Origin of the sequence: Sphingomonas prati (assembly GCF_014643515.1) — a bacterium.
Taxonomy (GTDB): domain Bacteria; phylum Pseudomonadota; class Alphaproteobacteria; order Sphingomonadales; family Sphingomonadaceae; genus Sphingomonas_R; species Sphingomonas_R prati.
On sequence record NZ_BMJP01000001.1, the window covers coordinates 147175 to 171805 of the forward strand.

General features: G+C 68.9%; 25 protein-coding genes. 13 read left to right on the forward strand and 12 right to left on the reverse strand.

The features are described from left to right. Window positions 1-4 precede the first annotated feature (4 nt). The 6 genes from IEX50_RS00630 to IEX50_RS00655 all read left to right on the forward strand — a co-directional run bounded on the left by IEX50_RS00630 (window position 5) and on the right by IEX50_RS00655 (window position 7401). Complete coding sequence (locus tag IEX50_RS00630) at window positions 5-847, forward strand: XrtA system polysaccharide deacetylase (RefSeq protein ID WP_157177666.1); 843 nt, start codon at window positions 5-7, stop codon at window positions 845-847. An 88-nt stretch (window positions 848-935) separates the two neighbouring features. Further along, window positions 936-1982: a FemAB family XrtA/PEP-CTERM system-associated protein gene (locus IEX50_RS00635; RefSeq protein WP_157177667.1), complete on the forward strand. Its 1047-nt coding sequence runs from the start codon at window positions 936-938 to the stop codon at window positions 1980-1982. Continuing rightward, window positions 1979-3199 carry a TIGR03087 family PEP-CTERM/XrtA system glycosyltransferase gene (locus IEX50_RS00640; protein WP_229673552.1) on the forward strand — a complete coding sequence of 407 codons (1221 nt, stop codon included), beginning with the start codon at window positions 1979-1981 and terminating at the stop codon, window positions 3197-3199. Before IEX50_RS00635 ends, IEX50_RS00640 begins: the two co-directional genes overlap by 4 nt. Next, window positions 3196-4731: an exosortase A gene (xrtA, locus tag IEX50_RS00645; protein WP_157177540.1), complete on the forward strand. Its 1536-nt coding sequence runs from the start codon at window positions 3196-3198 to the stop codon at window positions 4729-4731. Before IEX50_RS00640 ends, xrtA begins: the two co-directional genes overlap by 4 nt. Beyond that, window positions 4731-6626: an XrtA/PEP-CTERM system amidotransferase gene (locus tag IEX50_RS00650; protein WP_157177541.1), complete on the forward strand. Its 1896-nt coding sequence runs from the start codon at window positions 4731-4733 to the stop codon at window positions 6624-6626. Before xrtA ends, IEX50_RS00650 begins: the two co-directional genes overlap by 1 nt. Window positions 6627-6663: 37 nt before the next feature. Then, window positions 6664-7401, forward strand: a complete 738-nt coding sequence (locus IEX50_RS00655; protein WP_229673555.1) for a queuosine precursor transporter — start codon at window positions 6664-6666, stop codon at window positions 7399-7401. A gap of 6 nt (window positions 7402-7407) precedes the next feature. Here the strand turns inward: IEX50_RS00655 and truA are convergent, their stop codons facing one another. Both truA and fmt read right to left on the reverse strand, forming a co-directional pair. Then, complete coding sequence (gene truA / locus IEX50_RS00660; protein ID WP_157177542.1) at window positions 7408-8151, reverse strand: tRNA pseudouridine(38-40) synthase TruA; 744 nt, start codon at window positions 8149-8151, stop codon at window positions 7408-7410. Continuing rightward, complete coding sequence (gene fmt / locus IEX50_RS00665; protein WP_157177543.1) at window positions 8148-9050, reverse strand: methionyl-tRNA formyltransferase; 903 nt, start codon at window positions 9048-9050, stop codon at window positions 8148-8150. The genes truA and fmt overlap by 4 nt, the downstream gene beginning before the upstream one ends. 53 nt (window positions 9051-9103) lie before the next feature. Between fmt and recR the strand changes: the two genes are divergently transcribed. After that, window positions 9104-9700, forward strand: coding sequence for a recombination mediator RecR (gene recR, locus IEX50_RS00670; RefSeq protein ID WP_157177544.1), 597 nt, complete (start codon window positions 9104-9106; stop codon window positions 9698-9700). A gap of 38 nt (window positions 9701-9738) precedes the next feature. Beyond that, window positions 9739-10266, forward strand: coding sequence for a peptide deformylase (gene def, locus IEX50_RS00675; protein WP_157177545.1), 528 nt, complete (start codon window positions 9739-9741; stop codon window positions 10264-10266). 9 nt (window positions 10267-10275) lie between these two features. Here def and IEX50_RS00680 read toward each other — a convergent pair whose 3' ends face one another. Beyond that, on the reverse strand, window positions 10276-10665 hold the full coding sequence (locus IEX50_RS00680) for a four-helix bundle copper-binding protein (protein WP_157177546.1): 390 nt from the start codon (window positions 10663-10665) through the stop codon (window positions 10276-10278). A 109-nt stretch (window positions 10666-10774) separates the two neighbouring features. On the opposite strand from IEX50_RS00680, the gene IEX50_RS00685 reads away from it, so the two are divergent. Then, a complete protein-coding gene (locus IEX50_RS00685; RefSeq protein WP_157177547.1) occupies window positions 10775-12247 on the forward strand; it encodes a DNA recombination protein RmuC in 1473 nt (490 codons plus the stop codon). A 4-nt stretch (window positions 12248-12251) separates the two neighbouring features. On the opposite strand, the gene IEX50_RS00690 is transcribed toward IEX50_RS00685, so the two are convergent. From IEX50_RS00690 to IEX50_RS00730, 9 genes are all read right to left on the reverse strand, one after another. Next, window positions 12252-13055, reverse strand: coding sequence for a TrmH family RNA methyltransferase (locus IEX50_RS00690; protein ID WP_157177548.1), 804 nt, complete (start codon window positions 13053-13055; stop codon window positions 12252-12254). Between the two features lie 251 nt (window positions 13056-13306). Further along, window positions 13307-13579 (reverse strand): HPr family phosphocarrier protein, encoded by a 273-nt coding sequence (locus tag IEX50_RS00695; RefSeq protein ID WP_157177549.1) that lies wholly within the window; start codon window positions 13577-13579, stop codon window positions 13307-13309. Next, entirely contained in the window at window positions 13576-13983 is a 408-nt protein-coding gene (locus IEX50_RS00700; protein ID WP_157177550.1) for a PTS sugar transporter subunit IIA, read from the reverse strand. The genes IEX50_RS00695 and IEX50_RS00700 overlap by 4 nt, the downstream gene beginning before the upstream one ends. Window positions 13984-13990: 7 nt before the next feature. Beyond that, a complete protein-coding gene (gene rapZ / locus IEX50_RS00705) occupies window positions 13991-14905 on the reverse strand; it encodes an RNase adapter RapZ (RefSeq protein ID WP_157177551.1) in 915 nt (304 codons plus the stop codon). Further along, on the reverse strand, window positions 14902-15327 hold the full coding sequence (locus IEX50_RS00710; protein WP_157177552.1) for an HPr kinase/phosphorylase: 426 nt from the start codon (window positions 15325-15327) through the stop codon (window positions 14902-14904). The genes rapZ and IEX50_RS00710 overlap by 4 nt, the downstream gene beginning before the upstream one ends. Further along, complete coding sequence (locus tag IEX50_RS00715; RefSeq protein ID WP_157177553.1) at window positions 15324-16916, reverse strand: sensor histidine kinase; 1593 nt, start codon at window positions 16914-16916, stop codon at window positions 15324-15326. Before IEX50_RS00715 ends, IEX50_RS00710 begins: the two co-directional genes overlap by 4 nt. 1 nt (window position 16917) lies before the next feature. After that, entirely contained in the window at window positions 16918-17628 is a 711-nt protein-coding gene (locus IEX50_RS00720) for a response regulator transcription factor (protein ID WP_157177554.1), read from the reverse strand. A 580-nt stretch (window positions 17629-18208) separates the two neighbouring features. Continuing rightward, window positions 18209-18646, reverse strand: a complete 438-nt coding sequence (locus tag IEX50_RS00725; RefSeq protein WP_157177555.1) for an NfeD family protein — start codon at window positions 18644-18646, stop codon at window positions 18209-18211. Between the two features lie 3 nt (window positions 18647-18649). Continuing rightward, window positions 18650-19648 (reverse strand): SPFH domain-containing protein, encoded by a 999-nt coding sequence (locus tag IEX50_RS00730; RefSeq protein WP_157177556.1) that lies wholly within the window; start codon window positions 19646-19648, stop codon window positions 18650-18652. Window positions 19649-19756: 108 nt separating this feature from the next. Here IEX50_RS00730 and IEX50_RS00735 point away from each other — a divergent pair, with 108 nt between their 5' ends. From IEX50_RS00735 to IEX50_RS00750, 4 genes are all read left to right on the forward strand, one after another. Further along, window positions 19757-21205 (forward strand): M28 family peptidase, encoded by a 1449-nt coding sequence (locus tag IEX50_RS00735; protein ID WP_157177557.1) that lies wholly within the window; start codon window positions 19757-19759, stop codon window positions 21203-21205. A gap of 108 nt (window positions 21206-21313) precedes the next feature. Next, window positions 21314-22771: an IMP dehydrogenase gene (guaB, locus tag IEX50_RS00740; RefSeq protein ID WP_157177558.1), complete on the forward strand. Its 1458-nt coding sequence runs from the start codon at window positions 21314-21316 to the stop codon at window positions 22769-22771. A 3-nt stretch (window positions 22772-22774) separates the two neighbouring features. Beyond that, window positions 22775-23956: an RsmB/NOP family class I SAM-dependent RNA methyltransferase gene (locus IEX50_RS00745; protein ID WP_157177559.1), complete on the forward strand. Its 1182-nt coding sequence runs from the start codon at window positions 22775-22777 to the stop codon at window positions 23954-23956. A gap of 32 nt (window positions 23957-23988) precedes the next feature. Next, a complete protein-coding gene (locus tag IEX50_RS00750; protein WP_157177560.1) occupies window positions 23989-24519 on the forward strand; it encodes a tetratricopeptide repeat protein in 531 nt (176 codons plus the stop codon). Window positions 24520-24631 lie beyond the last annotated feature (112 nt).

Genomic DNA, 24631 nt, shown 5'->3' on the forward strand with positions numbered 1-24631 from the left:
GCCCATGCGCAACGCGATGTCCGTCGATCTGGAGGACTGGTTCCACGTCGGCGCGTTCGAGAACGTGATTCCGCGTTCGGACTGGGCGGGTTGCGAGGACCGCGTCGCGCGGAACGGCGATGCGGTGCTGGCGCTGTTCGATCGGGTGGGCGTGAAGAGCACCTTCTTCACGCTGGGCTGCGTCGCGGCGCAGCATCCCGGACTGATCCGCAAGATCGTCGCGGCGGGGCACGAGATCGCCAGCCACGGCTGGGACCACAAGCGCGTCTTCACCCTGACGCCCGAGCAGTTCCGTGCCGACCTGGAACAGGCACGCGCCGCGATCGAGGATGCCGGCGGCGCCCGCGTAACGGGCTACCGTGCCCCCAGCTTCTCGATCGACGCGCGCACGCCCTGGGCGCATCCCGTGCTGGCCGAGGCGGGCTACACGTATTCGTCCAGCGTCGCGCCGGTCCGGCACGATCATTATGGCTGGCCCGAATCGCCGCGCCACATCTGGCGGCCGCTGGCGGACAGTCCGCTGATCGAATTGCCCGTCACCACCGCGCGGATCGGTGGCCGGACGCTGGCGGCCGGAGGCGGGGGCTTCTTCCGCATGCTGCCCTACGCCTTTTCACGCTGGGCGATCGGTCGCGCGAACGGGATGGAAGGGCGCCCGGCGGTGTTCTACTTCCACCCGTGGGAGATCGACCCCGAGCAGCCGCGTGTCGCGCACGCGCCGCTCCGCTCCAAACTGCGCCACTACAGCCGGCTGTCCGCGATGGAAGGCAAGCTCGAACGGCTCCTCAAGGAATTCGCCTGGGACCGCACCGACCACGTCGTCGCCCGCCAGGCCGCAACATTGTGACCGACACCACCTCGAATGGCTCCCCGGCGCAGGCCGGGGCCTAGACACAGTCTTGTCTCAGACGCATCCGACTACGCCGCAGGCAGCGCTGCCCGCCGCCACCGTCCTGTCTGTGCGCAACGTTGTCGCCGACGCCGCGCAGGTCGCACGCTGCGACGACTACGCCCGCCAGCACACCGACGGCACGCCGTTCCACCTCTCCGCCTGGAACCTCGCTGTCTGCGCAGGCTGCAAGCAAACTCCGCACCTCCTCGCCGCCTATCGCGGCGAAACACTCGTCGGCATCCTGCCGCTGACCGAAGTCCACTCTCCCCTGTTCGGCCGCGCACTCGCCGCCACCGGGTTCGCGGTCGCCGGCGGCATCCTCGCGGACGACGACACCGCCGCACAGGCCCTTGCCGACGCCGCGGTCGCGCTGGCCGCACGCTCATCCTGCCCATCGGTCGAACTCCGCGGCGGCTGGCTCCCCGCCGACTGGCACCGCGACGACACGACCTATGTCGGCTTCACCCGCCCGATCGCGGCGGACGACGCGAACGAACTGCTCGCAATCCCGCGCAAGCAGCGCGCCGAGGTCCGCCGCGCGCTCGGCAACGGCATGACCGTCACCACCGGCCGCGATGCCGAGGAACGCGCCGACCACCATGCGGTCTACGCCTCCAGCGTCCACAATCTCGGCACGCCGGTGTTCCCGGCCAGGCTGTTCGCAGCGGTGCTGGACCGGTTCGGGGACGACGCCGACATCCTGACCGTCCGCCACGACGGGCGGCCAATCGCCTCGGTGCTCAGCCTCTATCATCGCGGTACGGTGATGCCATATTGGGGCGGCGGGACGACGGAGGCCCGGGCCATGCGCGCCAACGACCTGATGTATTATGCGTTGATGGGCCATGCCCGCGCGCGCGGATGCACGCGGTTCGACTACGGCCGGTCGAAGGTCGGCACCGGTGCCGCTGCGTTCAAGCGCAACTGGGGCTTCGATCCGCAGCCACTGTCCTACGCGGTCCACGGGGACGCCCCGCGCGAGATCAACCCGCTCGATCCGAAATATCAGGCGAAGATAGCGCTTTGGAAAAAGCTGCCGTTGCCGGTCGCGAACCTGATCGGCCCATGGATTTCGCGGGGGCTGGGGTGAGCCGCGACATCCTGTTCCTCTGCCACCGCGTCCCGTTTCCCCCCGATCGCGGCGACAAGATCCGCTCGTTCCACATCCTGAAGGCGCTGTCCGCGCTCGGCCGCGTCCACCTGCTGACCTTTGCCGACGATGAAGCCGACGCCGCGCACGTCGCCGGGCTGGCGCCGTGGGTGTCGTCGTCCAAGGTCATCGTCCGTCGGCGCGGGCGGGCGTTCGGGGCGGTTGCGGCGCTGGCGTCGCGGCGCCCAGTGTCGCTCGCGATGTTCGACGATCCCGCGATGCGCCGCGCGGCGAACGGCCTGCTGGGCCGCGTGCGGATCGATACGGTCTACGCCTTCTCCGGCCAGATGGCGCAGTTCGTACCGCATGACATCACCGCGCGTTTCCTGATGGATTTTGTCGATGTCGACAGCGCCAAGTTCGACGGCTACGCGGCCACCGCCGGGCTGCTCTGGCGGCAGGTGAACGCCCGCGAAGGCCGGCTTCTGGCGGACTTCGAAGGCAAGGTCGCCGAGCGCGCGGATCTGTCGCTGTTCGTCAGCCGGGCGGAGGCGGACGTCTTCGCCCATCGTCATCCCGCCGTCTCCGGCCGCGTCGCCGCGCTGGAAAACGGCATTGATCTCGCCACCTTCGACCCGGACGCGGACATCATCCCGGTTTCGGCGGGCGACGGTTCGCTGATCCTGTTCACCGGCCAGATGGACTACGCCCCCAATGTCGAGGCGGTCGACGGGTTCGCACGCGACATCCTGCCCGCCGTCCGCGGCGCGTATCCCACGGCGCGCTTCGCCATCGTCGGCCGAGCCCCGGTCCCGGCGGTGCGTGCGCTGGCGACTCTGCCGGGCGTCATGGTCGTCGGCGAGGTTCCGGACGTCCGCCCCTGGCTCGCCGCCGCCGATGTCGTGGTGGCCCCGTTGAAACTCGCGCGCGGCATCCAGAACAAGGTGCTGGAGGCGATGGCGATGGGCAAGGCGGTCGTTGCCAGCCCGTCCGCGCATGAGGGGATCGACGCCGAACCCGGTCGCCACCTGATTGTCGCGGGGCCGGATCGCCAGGCCGACGTCGTCCGCGCGCTGATCGCCGATCCCGTTCGCCGCGCTACGCTCGGCCGCGCCGCCCGTGCACGGATGGTGGAGCGCTACGGCTGGGACCGCGTGCTCGCCCCGCTGGCGGCGATGGTGGCGGGCGGGGACGCACGCGCGATCGCGGCCGAATGACCGCGACGCTTGCGGTGCCGGTCGCGCCGGAAACAACCGACACCCGTGACGCGTGGGCGGCCGCCGTCCCGGTCTTGATCGGCGGGATGCTCGCCGTCCTGCTGCTATTCCACGGCGACGCGGCAGACATGGCGCGGATCTGGTGGACAAGTTCCACCTTCGAACATTGCCTGTTCATCCTCCCGCTGATCGGCTGGCTGGTGTGGCAGCGCGCGCCCGAACTGGCACGCCTCTGCCCACGCGGCTGGGCCCCGGGGCTGCTGATCGTTGCTGCGGGGGCCGCCGGCTGGCTGCTCGGCCAGGCCGCCGGGGTTGCGATCGCGCGGCATTTTGGGCTCGTGCTAATGCTGCAGGGCGCGATCGTTGCGACGCTCGGCCCGGCGGTCGCACGCGGGCTGCTGTTCCCGCTCTGCTACGCCTTCTTCCTCGTGCCGGCGGGGGAGGGGCTGGTGCCGCCGCTCCAGGCGATCACCGCGCAAATGTGCATGGCGTTGCTCCATCTGTTCGGCATTGCGGCGCGGCTCGACGGCATCTTCATCACCACGGCGCATGGCTGGTTCGAGGTGGCGGAGGCCTGTTCCGGCGCGAAGTTCCTGATCGCGATGGTGGCGCTTGGCGCGCTCGCGGCAAACGTCTGTTTCCGCAGCATCCGACGCCGCATTGCGTTCATGGCACTGGCGATCGTCATCCCTGTGCTCGCCAACGGCGTGCGGGCGTTCGGCACCATCCTGGTCGCGAACTATACCGACACCGATGTCGCCGGCAGCTTCGACCATGTCGTCTACGGCTGGGTGTTCTTCGCCGTCGTGATCGGACTGCTGCTCGGCCTCAGCTGGCGCTTCTTCGATCGCGCGCCCGACGATCCCGCCTTCGACCCCGCCCGGATCGAACCGATCCCGCCGCACGCCGATCCGCGCCGCCGCGTTGTCGTCGCGGTAACGGCCGTGCTGATCGCCGCCGCACCCGCCGCCTGGACCGAGCTTGCCGCGTCCGGCGGCCGCCTCGCCCCGGCCGTCATCGCGCTGCCCAGCCCGACCGGCTGGACGCCGGTGCCTGCCACGAACGGCCTGCCCTGGGCACCGCGCTTCCCCGGCGCGGACCGGTTCGCGCTGGCGCATTACCGCGCGGCGGACGGCACCGTCGTCGACCTCGCGATCGCGGCGTACGGCGATCAGGAGGAGGGCCACGAGGTCGTCGGCTACGGCATCGGCGCGGTCGATCCGCAGAGCCGCTGGACATGGGGCGCGGACGGCGCAAAGGTCGCGGATGGCCGGGCGATGCGGATCGTCGGGCCGGGCGATACGCCGCGCGACGTCCTGATCTTCTACCGCATCGGCACCCTCACCACCGGCAGCGAGACTCGCGTGAAACTGGAAACCCTTCGTGCCCGGCTGACCGGCGCACCGCAGCGCGCCGTCGCGGTCATCCTTTCCGCGCAGGCCCCGCGCGGCGGCACCGCCCGCCCGGCGCTCGACCGGTTCCGCGCCGCGATCGGCCCGATCGATGCGCTTGCCGACCGGGCGACGCGCTGATGTGCGGCATCGCCGGCATCTTCCACCGCGAAACGGCCAAGCCGGTCGATCCGGCGCGCGTCCGCGGCATGACCGACGCGATCGCGCATCGCGGGCCGGACGGGGCGGGGGTGTGGACCGGCAGCGGCGTCGGGCTCGGCCATCGCCGCCTCGCCATCATCGATCCGACCCCGGCCGGCGCGCAGCCGATGCTGCTCGACCATCTGACGATCGTGTTCAACGGCGAGATCTACAATTTCGCGGAGGTCCGCGCCGAACTGTCGCTGGCCGGCCACCGCTTCCACACCGATTGCGATACCGAGGTCATCCTGCACGCGTATCGGAAGTGGGGACCGGCGTGCCTCGACCGGTTCAACGGCATGTTCGCCTTCGCGCTGCACGATGCGGCCGAGAACACGCTGTTCCTGGCACGCGACCGGTTCGGGGTGAAACCGCTGTTCTACGCGACTCTGTCCGACGGTGCGCTGCTGTTCGCGTCCGAACTGAAGGCGATCCTGGCCCACCCGCTGTTCCGCGCGGTGCCCGACCTGACCGCGATCGACGACTATCTGGCCTATGGCTATGTCCCCGACGACGCCTGCATCGTGGCGGGGGTCAGCAAGCTGCCCGCCGGGCACCATATGCTCGTCCGCCGCGGGCAGCCGCTGCCCGCGCCGACCAAATGGTATCAGCTGAGCTTCGCCGACCGCGCGACCGGCAGCGTCGCCGCGCTGACCGAGGAACTCGACGCCCGCCTGCGCGACGCGGTCCGATCGCGGATGGTGGCGGACGTGCCGCTCGGCGCGTTCCTGTCCGGCGGGGTCGATTCGTCGGGCGTCGTGGCGATGATGGCGGAGGCGAGCCCGCACGCCGTCCAGACCTGTTCGATCGGGTTCGACAGCGCGGGCTATGACGAGACGCGCTATGCCCGCATCGTGGCCGACCGGTTCGCCACCGACCACCGCGAACGGACCGTTGCGGCGGGCGACTTCGGCCTGATCGATACGCTGGTCGCGGCCTATGACGAACCGTTCGCGGATGCCTCCGCGCTGCCGACCTACCGCGTCTGCGAACTGGCGCGCGAGACGGTGACGGTGGCGCTGTCGGGCGACGGCGCCGACGAGGCGTTCGCCGGTTATCGCCGCCACGCCTTCCACGCCGCGGAGGAGCGCGTTCGCGGGCTGATCCCCGCCCGCCTGCGCGAACCGGTGTTCGGCCGGCTGGGCGCCGCCTATCCGAAGCTCGCTTGGGCGCCGCAGGTTCTGCGCGCCAAATCGACGCTGCAATCGCTGGGGCAGAGCGGGGCGGAGGCCTACGCCACCGCGGTCGGCATCACTTCCCATGCCGATCGCCACGCGCTCTACGCCCCCGGCTTCGCGCGCAGCCTGTCCGGCCACCGCGCGGAGGACCGCTATGTCAAGGCGATGACCGACGCCCCGGCGCGCGACCCGATCGACCGCGCGCAATATGCCGACATGCAGATCTGGCTGCCCGGCGACATCCTCACCAAGGTCGACCGCGCCAGCATGGCTGTCAGCCTGGAGGCGCGCGAACCGTTGCTCGACCACCGGTTGGTCGAATTCGCCGCCCGGCTGCCCGCATCGATGCGGCTGCACCGCGGGCAGGGGAAGTGGCTGCTCAAGAAGGCGCTCGCCCGCCGCCTGCCGGACGAGATCCTGTATCGCCGCAAGATGGGGTTCGTGACGCCGATCACCGCCTGGTTCCGCGGCCCGCTGGCGGCCGAGGCGCAGCGGATTGGCGAGGGTTCGGCACTGTCCGCGACCGGCTGGTTCGACGGCGCGCGGCTGAAGTCGGTCGCCGACGACCACCGCAGCGGCCGCGCCGATCATGGCCGCCTGCTGTGGCAGCTGCTGATGCTCGAAAAATCGCTGACCCGCCTGTTCGGCGTCGCCTAATAGAGGCACCACTGCCCACGGACCCGCGAGACCCATCGTGACAGACCAGCCCGCCGCCACCTCCGCGACCACGCTCGGCGACCGCCCGTTCCGCTACTACGACCTCGTCATGGTCGCGTTCGTCACGATCCTGCTGCTCAGCAACGTCATCGGCGCGGGGAAGCGCGCGGTCGTCGACCTGCCGCTGATCGGACCCTGGCCCTTCGGCGCGGGACTGCTGTTCTTCCCGATCTCCTACGTCATCGGCGACGTTTTGACCGAGGTCTACGGCTATGCCCGCGCGCGGCGCTGCATCTGGGCGGGGACCGCGGCGCTGCTGTTCATGGCGGCGATGTCGTGGATCGTCGTGCGGATGCCGCCCGACGCCGGCTGGACGGGGCAGGCCGCGTACGAACAGGTGTTCGGACAGGTCCCGCGCATCGTGTTCGCCTCGATCTGCGCCTTCTGGGCGGGCGAGTTCGCCAACGCGCTGGTCCTTGCCCGGCTGAAGCTCCGCACCCGCGGCCGGTACCTCTGGCTGCGGACGATCGGCAGCACGGTGGTGGGGCAGGGCGTCGACAGCCTCATCTTCTACCCGCTCGCCTTCTACGGCGCGGTCGGCTGGTCCGCCGACGCGCTGCTGATGGTCATGCTCAGCCAGTTCGTGCTGAAGGTGGCGTGGGAGGTCGTGCTGACCCCCGCCACCTACGCAGCGGTCGGGTTCCTGAAGCGTCGCGAGGGGATCGACGTGTACGACGACGACACCGACTTTACGCCGTTCCGTACGCGGGTCTGATACGGCTCAGTCCGGATAGACCGCCCCGGTAAAATACAGCCCGTCCGGCGGCGCGTTCAGGCCGAGCCTAGTCCGATCCCGCGCCTCCAACGCGTCCGCCATGTCGGCCACCGACCAGCGGCCGCGCCCGACGAGCATCAGGCAACCGACCATCGACCGGACCTGATGATGCAGGAACGACCGCGCCTCCGCGTGGATGTCGATACCGTCGGCGGTCGCGGTCAACTCCAGCCGTTCGAGCGTCCGGACCGGGCTGTCCGCCTGGCAGTGCGCGGAGCGAAACGTCGTGAAGTCGTGCCGCCCGACCAGGACCCGCGCCGCCGCCGCCATCGCGTCGGTATCGAGCGGTGCGCGGACATGCCACGCCCGCCCGGCGTCGAGCGCCAGCGGCGCGCGCCGATTGACGATCCGGTAGCGATAGCGCCGCCCGATACAGGAAAAGCGCGCATGCCAGTCGTCCGCCACAGCCACGGTCGACAGGATCGCCACCGGCTGCGGGCGGAGCAGCGCGTTCAGTCCCTCGCCCAGCCGGAACGGATCGAACGGCCGCGCGATGTCGACATGCGCGGTCATCGCCTCGGCATGGACGCCCGCATCGGTGCGTCCTGCCGCGGTCACGGCGGCGGGTTCGCGCGTGATGGCCAGCACCGCCGCCTCGATCGCGGCCTGCACGCTCGGCCCATGCGGCTGCCGCTGCCAGCCCATATAGGGCCGCCCGTCAAACTCCACGGTCAGCCGGAACCGCGTCATGCGATCCGCGCACCGACCGGCACGGCAAAGCCGCGGAGCAGTTCGCCGGTCGTCATCACGCCGCGGCCCGCACGCTGCACCGCGGTCGGCTGGATCGCGCCCGTGCCGCAGGCGATCGTCAGCCGATCGTCGAGCACGGTCCCCGGCGGCCCGTCCATGTCGACCACCTCCGCCGCCATGACCCGTACCCGGTCGCCCGCATGTTCGAACCAGGCCCCGGGCGCCGGTGCAAACGCGCGCACCTGCCGCTCGACCGCCGGTGCGCTGGCGCTCAGGTCCAGCCGCGTCTCCGCCTTGTCGATCTTCGGCGCGTAAGTCGTCTCGCCGACCTGGCCTACCGGTGGATAGGCCTCGATATCGCCGAGCACCCGCACCATCAGCGCCGCGCCCATCGCGGCCAGTTCCGCGGTCAGCACGCCCGCGTCCTTGCCGTTGATCGGCGTCCGCCCCTCCAGCCGCACCGGCCCGGTATCGAGCCCGCGCTCCATCTGCATGATGCCGACGCCCGTCTCCGCATCGCCGGCCAGGATCGCGCGCTGCACCGGCGCCGCCCCCCGCCAGCGCGGCAGCAACGACCCGTGGACGTTCAGGCACCCCAGCCGCGGCGCTTCCAGCACCGCCTGCGGCAGGATCAGCCCATAGGCCGCGACCACCCCGACATCGGCTTCGAGGGCCGCGAACGCCGCCTGCGCCTCCGCATCGCGCAGCGACAGCGGGCAGCGGACGGGCAGGCCAAGTGCCTCCGCCCGCGCCTGCACCGCGCCGGCCCGCAACGCCTTGCCGCGGCCGGCGGGGCGGGGGGGCTGGCTGTAGACCGCGACGATGTCGTGCCCGGCCGCGACCAGCGCGTCGAGCGTCGGCACGGCGAAATCGGGGGTTCCCATGAAGATGATACGCATCCACCCCCTGAAACGCTTGGCAAGCCGCGATGCAAGCCCATATCGCTATCCGCATGGCATCCACCGAAATCGAGGGGCTCGTCCAGGCGCTCGCCCGCCTCCCCGGCCTCGGCCCGCGCTCCGCCCGCCGCGCCGCGCTCCACCTGCTGAAAAAGCGGGAAAGCGCGCTCGCGCCGTTGTTGCAGGCGCTGGGTGCGGTGGCCGATCGGCTCGCGACCTGCGGGGTGTGTGGCAATGTCGACACCAGCGATCCGTGCGCGATCTGCCGCGACGATCGCCGCGACCCGCGGATGCTCTGCGTCGTGGAGGATGTCGCCGACCTGTGGGCGCTCGATCGGTCGCGGCTGTTTCCCGGTCGGTTCCACGTGCTCGGCGGTCGGCTGTCCGCGCTGGAGGGGATCCGTCCGGAGGACTTGACCATCGACGCGCTGCTCCGCCGCGTGGCGGCCGGCGGCATCGACGAGGTCGTGCTGGCGATGAACGCCACGCTGGAGGGCCAGACGACGGCGCATTATCTTGCGGAGCGGATCGAGGCGTTTCCCGTCCGCCTGACACAGCTCGCCCACGGCCTGCCGGTCGGTGGGGAGCTCGATTATATGGACGAAGGCACGCTGGCGCAGGCGTTGCGCGCGCGCCGGCCCATCGTGTGAGCCTTGACCCGTCCGCCGCCAAATCCTAGCTGCGCGGCATGGCCATTCTCCCGATCCTCGAAATTCCCGATCCGATCCTGCGCGACATCTCCGCACCGGTCGCCCCCGACGACGCGTCGCTGCCGCAGCTGATCGCCGACATGTTCGAAACGATGTACGACGCGCCCGGCATCGGCCTCGCCGCGATCCAGATCGGCGTGGCGAAGCGCGTGATGGTGATCGACCTGCAGGAAGAGCAGGACGAGGACGAAAAACCGATCCGCCAGCCGCGCGTGTTCATCAACCCGGTGATCAGCGAACCGTCGGAGGAGGTCTCGGCCTACAACGAAGGCTGCCTGTCGATCCCGGAATATTATGCCGAGGTGATCCGCCCCGCCAGCGTCCGGGCTCAGTGGACCGACGAGACCGGCGCCACGCATGATGAGCGGATCGACGGCATGCTCGCAACCTGCGTCCAGCATGAGATGGACCATCTGAACGGCGTGCTGTTCACAGACCATCTGTCCAAGCTGAAACGTGACATGGCGTTGAAGAAGGTCCTGAAGGGCCAGCGACTCCGCCGCTGACCCCTCCGGTCAGTTGACGGTCGGCAGCGCGGCCCGGCAATCGGCGGCGCATTCGCGGCACATCTTCGCGCACCACTGGCAATGTTCGTGATCATGCGACTCGCATTCGGCGGCGCTGGTCTCACACGCTAGGATGCAGGTTTCGAGCATCGTGCGCAGCACTGCAACATTCTGACCCGTCCGGCGCGTGGCGACCGCGGCGGTTGCGGTACAGATGCTCGCCGTGTCCGAACACACCCGGATGCACTGGCTCATGTCGCCCGGTTCGGCGGCGCAGGCATCCGCGCAGGACGTCGCGATAACCGCGCAAAACATCGCGTGGCGGATGGCTGTGGCAAGCGGCTCATTCAGGTCGTCACCGACGTCCGGGTGAAGCGATATCATCTTGCTGATCGACATGTTCGGTCTCCTTGCCCGTTCAACGGGTCGCACCCTGGCCCGTTCCGCGTTGCCATCGCGGTCCGGACGCGGCATTGTTGCCAGAATGTTCTTCCCGGGGTGTGCGTAAATGGACGGTCAACTGATACTCCTGCTGCTGGTGGCGCTGGCTGTCGGCGTGATGCTGGGCTGGCTGCTGTTCGGCCGTGCGACCGCAGCCCTGCGGACGGAGCGCGATGCGGCGGTTGAACGCGGCCGCGTCGCCGAACAGGGGCTGGCGGTGGCGCAGGAACGAGCGCGCGATGCGGGGCTGGTCCGGCAGATGCTGACCGAGGTCACGCGCGAACGCGACGACGCGCGGCAGGCGCTGGCGACCGCCGAAGCGACCGCTTCGCGCGTCCCGACGCTCGAGGCACGGCTGGCCGAGGCGGTACAGCGCGTCGAGACGCTGGCCGGTGAACGCGCCGCCTTCGTCCGCGGCGAGGCGGAACGGGCGCGTGCTTACGAAGAGCAGACCGCCCGGCTTGGCGAACTCGAAGCGCGGCTCGACGCCCGCTTCGGCGAACTGGCTGGCAAAGCGCTGGGCGACGCGCAGAAGGTGTTCTTAGAACGCGCCGACGCGCGGTTCCGCCAGTCGGAGGAGAAGAGCGGCGTCGAGCTGAAGGCACTGCTGCAACCGGTCCGCGAGCGGTTGCAACGCTATGAGGAGACCGTGACCAAGGTCGAACAGGACCGACGGCAGGAATATGGCACGCTGACCGGCCTGATCGCATCGATGCGCGACGGGCAGGACGCGGTGCGCAGCGAGGCGGCCAAGCTCGTCAACTCGCTCCGCTCCGCCCCCAAGGCGCGCGGCCGCTGGGGCGAACAGCAACTCCGCAACGTGCTCGAAAGCTGCGGCCTCGCCGAACATACAGACTTCCAGATGGAGGTCAGCATCGCCGACGGCGAAGGGGAGGGCGGCCGCATGCGCCCCGACGCGATCGTCCGCGTGCCGGGCGGCCGGGCGCTGGTGATCGATGCGAAGGTATCGCTGAACGCCTATCAGGACGCGTTCGGCGCGGTCGATGACCGCGAACGCACGCTGGGCCTTGCGGCACACGCCGCGTCGATGCGCGCGCACGTTAACGGGCTGGGCAACAAGGCCTATTGGTCGCAGTTCAGCGACGCGCCCGACTATGTCATCATGTTCGTGCCGGGCGAGCATTTCCTGACCGCCGCGCTTGAACACGACCCGACGCTCTGGGACTTCGCGTTCGACAAGCGCGTGCTGCTCGCCACGCCGACCAACCTGATCGCGATCGCCCGGACCGTGTCGGCCGTCTGGCGGCAGGAGAAGCTGGCGGCCGAAGCGCAGCAGATCGGCGAGCTGGGCAAGGAGATGTACGACCGGCTGGCCGTGGCGGCCGGTCACCTAAAGACGGTCGGCGGCGGGCTGTCGACTGCGGTCAACAACTATAACAAGTTCGTCAGTTCGTTCGAAGGCCGCGTGCTCGTCACCGGTCGCAAGTTCCGCGACCTGAACATCGAAACCGGATCGAAGGCGATCGAGGATTCGGTCCCGGTCGAGGCCCTCCCACGCTACAGCGAGGCGGCGGAGTAGAGGCTCAGCCGCGCCGCCACTGGTTGCGGATCTCGTATGCGGCCACCGCAGTCGCGACGGCCGCGTTCAGGCTGTCCGCCTTGCCCAGCATCGGGATCTTCACGCGGAGGTCGGCGGCGGCGGCATAGTCGGCGGGCAGACCCTGCGATTCGTTGCCGACCATCAGGAAGCAGGGGGTCGGGTAGGTCGGCGACTGGTAATCGACCGCGCCGTCCAGCGCGGTCGCGACGAGGTGGCCGGGGCCGGCGCGGAGCCAGGTCAGGAAGTCCGGCCAGCGCGCGGTCGCCAGCTTCTGCGTGAAGATCGCGCCCATCGACGCACGCACCGCCTCGACCGAGAAGGGATCCGCGCAATCGTCGATGAGGATCAGCCCGCCGGCTCCCACCGCGTCGCCAGTCCTGAGGATCGTGCCGATATTGCCGGGATCGCGGAGCGCCTGCGCCACGATCCACAGGTCCGCCGACCCGCGATCGATCCGGTCGAGGTCTGTCGCGGGCTCATCGAACACCCCCAGCACCGCCTGCGGATTGTCCTTGCCGCTCAGCTTGGACAGGATGTCGCGATCGGTCTGGATCGCCTCGCCGCCCGCGCCTTCGACCGCGGCGATCAATGCATCGACCAGCGGATGCGTCGCCCCCTCCGGCGCGTAGAACACCCAATTCGGCACGCGTCCCATCTCGCGCGCTTCGGTCAGGATGCGCAGTCCCTCCGCCAGGAACAGTCGCTCCAGCCGCCGGCCCTTCTTCTCACGCAACGATCGCACGCGCTTGATGAGGGGATTGGAGAAGGCGGTTATTGTGCGGGGCATGGTGGAGGCTTTCGGTGGGGCTTGCTGGCGGTGTTCGCTCGTCAGCCCTTAGAACGGCGGCGGCTCGGCTTAGCCGTGCCAGGCATACTCGGTTGGATGACCTTCGATCAAACCGCCCCCAAATCCGTTTGGTTCGAGCCTGTCGAAAACTCAGCGGAGGGTTCTCGACAGGCTCGAACCAAACGCCGCGGGGCTTGGATCAGCCCAGGCTGGGGCTTTTTAAAGGACTCGTTGCCCGCTCGAACCCAGTCTCAGTCCTCGCCGAACTTGTTCTCGACCAGCGCCACCAGCAGATCCAGCGAGCGTTCCGCACCCGGTCCCTCGGCGGAGATCGTCACGCTGTCGCCCATCGCGGCGCCAAGCATCATCAGCCCCATGATCGACGTACCGGTCACGCTCGACCCGTCCTTCTCGACCTTGATCGCCGCTTCCTGCTGGCTGGCGAGCGTCACGAACTTGGCGCTGGCCCTCGCGTGCAGACCGCGACGGTTGGTGACCTGGACGGTGCGCGTGCAGTCGCTCATGCCGCCGCGACCCCCAGGACCTCGGACGCGACCGAGATATATTTGCGGCCGGCATCGCGCGCGGCGGCGACGGCAGGCTGAACCTTCAACGTCTTGCGCGCGCCCTCCAGCCGGATCAGCATCGGCAGGTTGACGCCTGCGATCACCTCGACCCGGCCCGGCTCCATCAGCGAAATCGCCAGGTTCGACGGCGTGCCGCCGAACAGATCCGTCAGCAGGATGACACCCTTGCCGCGATCGACCTCCGCCACGGCAAGCGCAATGTCCGCGCGGCGGGCCTCCATGTCGTCGTCCGGCCCGATGCAGATCGGCACGATCGCTTCCTGCGGCCCGACGACATGCTCCATCGCCGTCACGAACTCCGCGGCCAGCCGGCCGTGCGTCACCAGAACCAGTCCGATCATTGTCGCATCATGCCTTCTTCGCAGCCCCGTCGCCAGCGGACTCACGGGCGGCATCGCCCAGGTCTCGGTGCAGAACCGTGGGCGAAAAGCCAGCATCGTGCAACCGCTGGCCGACCCGTTCGGCCACGTGAACCGAGCGGTGACGCCCCCCGGTGCATCCGAATGCCACCGTGACGTAGGATTTTCCCTCCGCATGGTATCGCGGCAACAGCGTGAGCAGCAGATCCTCAATCCGCCCGACCACGTCGGCATAGGCCGGATCGCCGGCGATATGGTCGATCACCGGCTGGTCCTGCCCGGTCATCGGACGCAGCGCGCGGTCCCAATGCGGGTTGCGCAGGAACCGCATGTCGAACAGCAGGTCGGCGTTGCGCGGCACCCCGCGCGAAAAACCGAACGACATGACGGTCAGCGTCGGCGTCTCGTCCGTCGCGCCGAACCGCCCGCGGACCTCGGCCTGCAACGCGTTGGTCGACAGCTCGGTCGTGTCGATCAGGTGATCCGCCCCGCGCCGAACCGCCGCGATCAGATCACGTTCGCGCAGGATGCCGTCCGCCGCCGGCCGGTCGAGCGCCAGCGGATGTCGCCGCCGCGTCTCTGAAAAGCGCCGGACCAGCTCCGGCCCGCCGCAATCGAGGAACAGGATCTCCGCGGTGCCGCCGCGCTCAACCCGCAACCGGGCGATCCGCGCAACGATCTGATCCGCGTCGAACCCGCGCGTCCGCATGTCGATGCCGATCGCCAGCGGTCGGTCCTCATCCTCCGCGCCCGGCGCACTGGGCGCCCCGAGCAGCCGATCGAGCAGCGCCAGCGGGAAATTGTCGACCGTTTCCCAGCCCATGTCCTCGAACGTCTTGAGCGCGGTCGTCTTGCCCGCCCCCGACATGCCGGTGACCAGGATGATGCGGCTCGGTTCGGTCATGACGATATCCTTGCGAGCGCGAGTTCGAGTTTGATCGGCGCGGAGGCTTCGAATGCGGCAAGCGCGATGTAGGGCAGGGCGACACCCGCCACCGCCCGCTCGGCGCTGTCCGGCATGCGTTCGACCACCGCGTCGAGATCGCAGATCAACGCCACCGGCACCGACGCGACGTGCGGCATCTCCATGATCCCGACACCGCGCACCTCGATCCGACCCGCAATCGTTACGGGCGGCTCCGCCACCGCCACACCGCGCTCGCGCCGGACCGCCGTATAGTCGTCGCTGACCAGCACCCACCCGCGATCGATCAGCCGCAACGCAAGGTCAGACTTGCCGGCGCCCGACCGTCCGAACAGCAGGACCGCCCGCCCATCCCGCGCTACCGCGGTCGCGTGAACGGTTTCGCTGTCTGCCTGATTCACAGCTCCGCGGCCGGCAAGTCGATGACGAACCGCGCGCCGCTCGCCCCACTGTCGCGGTCGCGCACCGTGATCCAGCCCTGATGCCCCTCGACGGTCGCCTTGGCGATCGCAAGCCCAAGGCCGCTGTGCCGTCCGAACGTCTCGCCCTCCGGCCGCACCGAGTGGAAACGCCGGAAGATATCCTCGCGCGATGCGGCTGGGACGCCCGGTCCTTCGTCCTCCACCCAGACCGTCACCCGGTCGCCGATCCGCGTCGCGCCGATCTGCACGAGCCCGTCGCGCGGTGAGAAGGACACGGCATTGTCGATCAGGTTCTCGACCACACGCGTCAGCCGCGATCCATCGCCCAGCACAACGGCGCTGCCGCGGTGCGGGCGGGCAAAGGCGATCCGCACGCCGCCGTCGATCCCGCGATCTTCGCGTGACCGGGTCAGACCTTCGATCATGGTGCCCAGATCGACGAACTCGAACTTCGCGCGCGCCAGTTCGGAGTCGACGCGTGATGCCTCCGAGATGTCGGTGATCAGCCGGTCCAGCCGACGGACATCGTCATGGACGATCGCGATCAGCCGGGCGCGCAACTCCACGTCGGTCACCACGTCCAGGCTGTCGATCGCCGACCGGAGCGAGGCGAGCGGGTTCTTCAACTCATGCGTCACGTCTGCGGCGAAGGCCTCGGTCGCGTCGATCCGTTGGCGCAGCGCCTGAGTCATGTCGGACAACGCACGCGCCAGCATACCGATCTCGTCGCGACGGCTTGGCAGGCGGGGCACCTGCACCTCGCGTGACCGGCCGAGCCGCACGCGCTGCGCCGCAATGGCGAGGTGGCGGAGCGGCCGCGCGATCGTCCGCGCCAGGAACACGGACAAGACGATCGACGTGAGGATGACAACCGCCAGGACGATGCCCAGCCGCAGCCGTTCCTCCCGCACGATGCGCGTGATGTCGCGCGCATTGCCGGTGATGAACAGTACGCCGCGGCCGCGCATCGGCAGCGGGCTCGCCACCGACACGACCAGCGTCCGGTCCGGTGCCCGCCGTACATGCGCCTCCACCAGGTCACCGGCCAGCACGGCGCGGACCTCTGGCCAGGCGGCGGCGCGGTCGTACTCGGGCTCCACGAACATCTCCGGCACGTCCGCGCCCACGACCATGTCGACGCCGCGATCCAGCGCGCGCGCCACCTGCCGCCGCCAGCCCTCGGTCGACGGATCGCGCAGTTCGTAGGTCGGCGCCTCGTGCCGCCAGCTATCGTCCATCAACCGCCCGTCGGGGCCGTACAGCCGCAACCGCAGCTTCGTCGACTGGCCCAGCCGCGCGATCAGGGCGGAACGATCGGTTGGCCGCGCGGCGTCGATCGCCTCACCGATCAGCGTAGCCTGCACCGTCGATTGATCGATCCGCTGATCGATCAGCCGCGACCGGTAGCTGTCGAGATAGAAGAAGCCGCCCGCCAGCAACGCCAGCGCGAAGATGTTGACCGCCAGGATGCGCGTGACCAGCGTCCAGCGCCCGGACCAGGCAAGCGCCAGGTCGCGGTCCAGTTCGTGATTGCCCGTGCTTTTGCCGCGGGGCCGGAATGTCGACATCCTATTCCTCGGAAAAACGATAGCCGACGCCGTACAGCGTCTCGATCGCCTTGAATTCACCGTCCACCTGCCGGAACTTGCGGCGCAGGCGCTTGATGTGGCTGTCGATCGTACGATCGTCGACATAGACGTCGTCCTGATACGCCGTGTCCATCAACGCGTCGCGCGACTTCACGAACCCGGGGCGCTGCGCCAGCGCCTCGAGGATCAGGAACTCGGTGACGGTCAGCACGACCTCCGCGCCCGCCCATTGGACGCGGTGCCGGGCGGGATCCATCGTTAGCCGGCCGCGTACGATACGCTCGGCGGCCGGAGCGGGCTCGCCTTCGGCATCGGGCACGGCGCGGGCCTCGGATCGGCGCAGGATCGCGCGGATGCGGGCGATCAGCAGCCGCTGTGAGAACGGTTTCGTGATGTAGTCGTCGGCGCCCATCGCCAAGCCGAGCGCTTCGTCCAGCTCGTCGTCCTTCGATGTCAGGAAGATGACCGGCACGGCACTCTTCTCGCGCAGCCGACGGAGCAGCTCCATCCCGTCCATCCGCGGCATCTTGATGTCGAGCACGGCCAGGTCGGGCGGCGAGTCGATCAGCGCCTTCAACGCGGTGTCGCCGTCCGAATAGACGCGCACCGCGAACCCTTCGGATTGCAGTGCGATCGATACGGACGCCAGTATGTTGCGATCGTCGTCGACGAGCGCGATGGAAGCGGACATCCCGGGCCTTTCCTCCACATCCGGCAAGGCCACCGGTTAGCGGATAGGCTGGATAAGGGCAACGCGGACGCACGGCCAGTCCTGTCAACGCTGTCGGTGATATTGCCGCCATGGCGCGCTTGCGCTATCGCCGGATACACAGGAAGCAAGCCGATCCCCCAGCCGGGACGAGCCAGGCTCATGTGCAGGAGAGTTGCCCAACCGACCGTTCGCCGCCCATGCGGCCACGCCCGTCGATGGCCGAACATGCGGTCCCGCATGTCCGCACGACGCGCCCCGCGCAGCAGCGGACGGTCATTGGTTGCCACTCCCGTCATCATCGAGATAGAGCTTTGGCGGGACGATATGTCCTGCAAATGTCCAAGCCGGCTGTTCCGCCGTTGTCACAGCAGAGCGGTCGCCGTTGTCCCGGCACGCTGCTGACTAGATCAGCCATTCTCGAACGACGATTTTTTCAGGTGGTCGTGCGTTGGGGATACTCTACCCGGAGCGTTCGGCAACATGCTCAGGCCGCCAAACCTGGTTGGTCGGGACGCACCATCGCCCACGGTTAGAGCCGCGAACGAAAGCTTGCCCGGCCTCACCCAGACCGCGCCACCACCAGTCGCCCCTGGTCATGCCCGATCACATGCATGCGCGTGCCGGCTGGCGTGTCCGGCCCGCACGCTGTCCACACTCCGTCGCCGACCCGGACACGCCCAAGACCGTCCTCGATCGCCTCGACGACGACCACCTGTTCGCCCACCAGCCGCGCCAGCCGGTCGTTCAGCAACGGATCGGCGCTTTTTGGCGGATTCCGTTTGATCACGCTGCGCCCGGCCTGCACCGTTGCCAGCGCCGCGACCGCGAACGTGCCCAGTTGTGCGGCCAGCGCCATGCCGGTCGCCAAAGTCGCCAACCCGGTCAGCAGCGCCGCAATCCCCAGCCAGATCAGGAAGATGCCGGGCAGCGCAATCTCGGCGATCGCCAGTACCAGTCCCAGCACGATCCACAGCATTTCCGGATCGATCGTCGGCATGCCTCAGCTCTCCGGACCGGTGACGCGCGGCACCGACGGCGCGGCATTATCCGACGCCCGCGGTTTCAGCGGCGCTTCCGGCCGCGGACGATCGCGGTCGCCCATGATCTCGCGGGTCAGTTCGCCGATGCCGCCAAGAGTGCCCATCAACTGCGTCGCCTCGACCGGGAACAGGATCGTCTTCGCGTTCGGGCTGGTCGCGAACTTGCCGATCGCCTCGACATATTTCTGCGCGACGAAATAGTTGATCGCCTGTGTTCCGCCCGTGCCGATCGCTGTCGACACCGTCTCGGTGGCACGCGCTTCCGCCTCTGCTTCGCGCTCGCGGCCCTCGGCGTCGCGGAACGCGGCTTCGCGCCGGCCCTCGGCCTCCAGGATCTGCGACTGCTTCTGCCCCTCGGCACGCAGGATCTCCGACGCGCGGCTGCCCTCCGCTTCCAGGATCTGGGCGCGCTTCTCGCGTTCCGCCTTCATCTGCCGCCCCATGGCGTTCACGATGTCGGCCGGCGGGCGGATGTCCTTCACCTCGACCCGTGTGATCTTGATCCCCCACGCATTGGTCGCGTGATCGACGACCGACAGCAACCGTGCATTGATCTCGTCACGCTTGGACAGCGTCTCGTCAAGATCCATCGATCCCATCACGGTGCGCAGGTTGGTGGTCGTCAGCTGCATGATCGCGACATACAGTTCGCTCACCTCATAGGCAGCCTTCGCCGCGTCCAGCACCTGGAAGAACACGACGCCGTCGACCGACACCATCGCATTGTCGCGCGTGATGATTTCCTGCCCTGGAATGTCCAGAACCTGCTCCATCATGTTGACCTTGCGACCGATCCTGTCGACGAACGGGACGATGAAGGTGAAGCCGGGCCGGGCGACGGCCGTGAAGCGGCCGAACCGCTCGATCGTATATTGGTAGCCCTGCCGGACCACCGTGACACCCGCGCCGATGAAGACGACGACCAATAATGCGAACACCCCGAAAACAATCGCCGCCATATCCAACCCCATCCCCGTTAGCGTCTCAGTCTCGACCTCCCGGTGGTCGGCGACAAATGAAAAGCGGCGCCCGCTTTGCAGCCGGTCGGTCGCTTGATATCGGGCTGTATGAATCATCTCCGCACCGCTCTCCTGCTTCCGCTGCTTGTCGTTTCGACACCGTCGATCACCGCGCCGATCCGCGAGGCCGCGCTGGCCCGCCATATCGATGTGCTGGCGAGCGACGCCTATGAGGGGCGGAAGCCCGGAACGCCCGGTGCGATCAAGGCCGTCACTTACATCGCCGGCGCATTCCGCGACGCCGGCCTGACCCCGGGCGCCGCGGACGGCGGCTGGTACCAAGCCATCGCCTTCACCGAACGGACGCCCGTCACGACGGACATGCGCGTCGGGACGCGGCACGAAGCCGAGGTGACCGCGACCGGACTCGATCCGCAGGTCCGGATCGCGAACGCCCCGATTGTCTTCGCGGGCTACGGCATCGTCGGACAGGGTCGCGACGACCTGGCCGGCGTCGCCCTGACAGGGGCGGTGGTCGTGATCCGCAGCGGGACACCCGCCGGCATGGCTCAGGCCCCGCGCACGGCGGAGCGCATTGCCACGTTGCAGGCGCGCGGTGTGGCGGCCATCCTGACCGTGACGTCCGCAACCACACCATGGGCCGATCAGACCGCACAGCGGACCCGCCCGGCCACGACCTTGGCGACCGTGCGCCGCCCGTCCGTGCAGGGCACGATGAGCCAGGCCGCGTTTCGGCGATTGGCCCCGAACGCCGACGCGCTGCTCGCCGCCACCGATACTGCCGGTTTCCGCACGGTCCCGTTGCCGGGACGGATGAGCCTCACGGTCGAAACGACGATCCGTCCGTTCACCTCGTGGAACGTCATCGGCCGCCGCGCCGGCACCGCCGCGATGGGGCAGGCGGTCCTGTTCACCGGACATTGGGACCATCTCGGCATCTGCCGCCCGGAAGGCGCCACGGACCGGATCTGCAACGGCGCGGTCGACAACGCCAGCGGCATCGCCAGCATGATCGAAACCGCGCGCGAACTCGGCACCGGTGCCAAGCCGGTGCGGGACGAGGTCTTCATCGCCACCACCGCCGAGGAACTGGGCTTGCTGGGCATGGAGGCATGGGCGGATGCACCGACGGTTCCGCTGACCGATGTGGTCGCGGCGATCAATGTCGACACCGTCGCAATCGCCCCGCGCGGCCTTCCCGTGGCGATCGTTGGGCGCGGCCTGACCCGGCTCGACCGCGTCGTCGATCGCGCCGCCCGCCGACTGGGCCGGAAGGTCGACACCGATCTGGAGGCGAACGCCTTCACCGATCGGCAGGACGGCGCGGTACTGGTCCGGCGCGGTGTGCCGGCGGTCATGATTGGCGGATCATTCAGTGATCTGAAACGGTTGGAGGCTTTCCTTGGCAGCGTCTATCACGGACCTGCGGACGCGCCGGGGAAGTCCGTCGTCCTCGGCGGGGCGGCGGAGGATGCCGATCTGACGGTCGCGGTGGCGCGCACGCTCGTCGATCCAGCCGCCTATCCGGCACGCTGACGATGCCCATCCTGCCGCGTGTCGCTACGGCACGGTGCCCGCGCTCTGGTCTCTCCCCGCCATTCGCCCTATAGGGTCGCACCCGACTCCCCTTGCTCCAGGATCATGATGGATATCCCGCTCGGCCTCACCTTCGACGATGTTCTGCTCCGCCCGGCCGCGTCGGACGTGATGCCGGGGCAGGCCGACACCAGTACGCAGGTGACGCGGTCGATCGCGCTCAACATCCCGATGATGTCCGCCGCGATGGATACCGTGACCGAAGCCGACATGGCGATCGTCATGGCGCAGCTCGGCGGCCTGGGCGTGCTCCACCGTAACCTGACCGTCGCGGAACAGGCGGCGGCCGTGCGGCAGGTCAAGCGCTTCGAAAGCGGCATGGTCGTCAACCCGATCACGATCGCGCCCGATGCGACGCTGGCCGACGCGCAGGCGCTGATGGCGCGGCACCGGATCTCCGGCATCCCGGTGGTCGAGGCATCCGGTCGCCTGGTCGGCATCCTGACCAACCGCGACGTGCGTTTCGCGGAGAACCCGAACCAGCCCGTGTCTGAGCTCATGACGCACGACAACCTCGCGGTCGTGCCGGCCGACGTCGACCAGGAAGGCGCCCGCCGCCTGCTGCACCAGCGCCGGATCGAGAAGCTGCTCGTCGTGGACGAGGAATATCGCTGCGTCGGCCTGATTACCGTCAAGGATATCGAGAAGGCCGTCACCTATCCCACCGCGACGAAGGACGAAGCGGGCCGCCTGCGCGTCGCCGCCGCAACTACGGTCGGCGACCTGGGCTGGGAACGGACGCAGGCGTTGATCGACGCGGGTTGCGACCTGATCGTCATCGATACCGCACACGGCCATAACCGCGAAGTAAGTCGCGCGGTGGAACGCGTGCGGGCGATTTCCAACAACGTTCAGATCGTCGCCGGCAACGTCGCCACGGCCGAGGCGACCCGCGCGCTGATCGATGCCGGTGCGGACGCCGTCAAGGTCGGCATCGGCCCCGGATCGATCTGCACCACGCGGATCGTCGCCGGCGTGGGCGTGCCCCAGCTGACCGCCATCAAGGAGGCGGCGGAGGAAGCCGCCAAGTCCGACGTTCCGGTGATCGCCGACGGTGGCCTGCGCACCTCGGGCGACGTCGCCAAGGCGCTTGCCGCCGGGGCAAGCTGCGTCATGATCGGATCGCTGCTAGCCGGGACCGAGGAAGCGCCGGGCGAGACGTTCCTGTTCCAGGGCCGGGCCTACAAATCCTACCGCGGCATGGGGTCGGTCGGCGCCATGGCACGCGGTTCGGCGGATCGCTATTTCCAGCAGGAAATCAAGGACTCGCTGAAGCTTGTTCCCGAAGGGATCGAAGGGCAGGTCCCGTTCAAGGGTCCTGCGCGTGACGTGATTCACCAGCTGGTCGGCGGCGTGAAGGCGGCGATGGGCTATACCGGGTCGCAGACGCTGGCCGACCTGAAGAAGGCCAAGTTCGTGCGGATCAGCAACGCCGGGCTTCGCGAAAGCCATGTCCACGACGTCGCGATCACGCGCGAAGCACCCAATTATCCGACCCGGGGCTGATCGGTGACCCCCGCCGCGCGCGTCCAGGCCGCGATCGACCTGCTGAACGAGACCATCGCGGCGGCCGGGGCGGGGGGAGCCGCCGCCGACACGCTGATCGCGCGCTACTTCAAGACGCGGCGCTACGCCGGGTCGAAGGACCGTCGCGCCGTCCGCGACCTCGTCTACGCCGCGATCCGCCGCGCGGGCGAGCGTCCGGTGTCGGGTCGCGCCGCGATGCTGGGTCTTGCGGTCGACCAACCCGAGATCCGCGACCTGTTCGACGGCAGCGATCACGCTCCGGCTACGATCGATCCCGGTGAACTCGTCGCCCGCGCTGGTGTCGCGCCAGCCTGGCTCGTCGCCAAGCTCGATACGCTCGACAGCGCGGAACAGCAGGCGCTGCTCGGCCGCGCGCCGCTCGACCTGCGTGTGAACCGGCTCAAGACCGACCGCGAGACCATGCTCGCCGAACTTCCCGGCGCGGAACCGACACCGCACGCGCCGGATGGGCTGCGCATGCCGGAAGGGACGCAACTTGAAGCTCTAACGGCCTATGCCGAAGGGCGTATCGAGGTTCAGGACGAGGGCAGCCAGCTGCTCGCGCTGGCCTGCGAGGCGCGTGCCGGCATGATGGTGATCGACCTCTGCGCGGGTGCGGGCGGCAAGACACTGGCGCTGGCCGCGGCGATGAAAAATGACGGCCGGCTGATCGCCTGCGACACCGACCGTCGCCGGCTCGGCAACCTTGCCCCGCGCGCCGTGCGGGCCGGGGTGACCATCGTCGAACCCAAGCTGCTCGATCCGGATCGGGAGCGCGAGGCGCTGGCGGACTTCGTCAAGCAGGCCGATATCGTGCTGGTCGATGCACCCTGTTCCGGCACCGGCACGTGGCGGCGCAATCCGGAGGCGCGCTGGCGGCTGACGCGGGCGCGGGTCGAGAAGCTTGTCATGCTTCAACAGCATGTCCTCGACATCGCGGCATCGATGGTCAAACCAGGCGGTGCCTTGGTCTATGCGGTCTGCTCGCTCATCGACGACGAGGGGGCGGGGGGCTTCGATGCGTTCCTGACCCGCCACCCGAAGTGGACGGTCGATCCGGTCACGATCCCTGCGGGCGTGGCGCACGGGAAAGGCCGCCGCCTGACGCCGCTGCACGACGGCACCGACGGATTTTTCGTCGCGAGAGCCCGGGCGCCGTGCTAGCGTCACGACGCGCCAGTTTTAAGGATATCCTCATGCGTTTCTCCGGCCCTGCCATTGCCCTGGCGGTCGTCCTCGGCCTGGTGTCCAGCATGGGATCCGGCCAGAAGCCCGACGATCAGATCAACCCGCGCTCCATCGCGCTGATGCAGGCCGGCGAAGCGGCACGGCGGGCGGGCAACCTGACCGGCGCAAGCGACCTGATCGAAACTGCACTCGCCGTCGACCCGCGCAACCGCGGCGCCTATGTGGCACTCGCCCGCGTCGCGCAGGCGCAGGCGCTGCCCGGCAAGGCGATCCGCCTCTACCGCGAGGCGCTCGTGCTCGAACCGAACGACGTCACCGCGCTGGGCGGGCAGGGCGAGGCGATGGTCCAGAAGGGTGCCGTCGAACGCGCCAAGCTGAACCTCGCCAAGATCCGGACGATTTGCAAGGCCGCCCCCTGTGCGCCGGCCACGACGCTCGCTGCGGCGATCACCAAGGGCCCGCCGCCGGCCGTTGCCATGGCGCAGGCCACCACCGTCGTCCCGCCGAAGAGCAAGGAAGCGGCGACCGTCAAACCTTAATGTGACCGTCTACCCATACGCTGACCCGTTTGGTTCGAGCCTGTCGAGAACTCCGCGCCGAGTTCTCGACAGGCTCGAACCAAACGGGTGGGGTAGGCCCTAAACTTAAAAG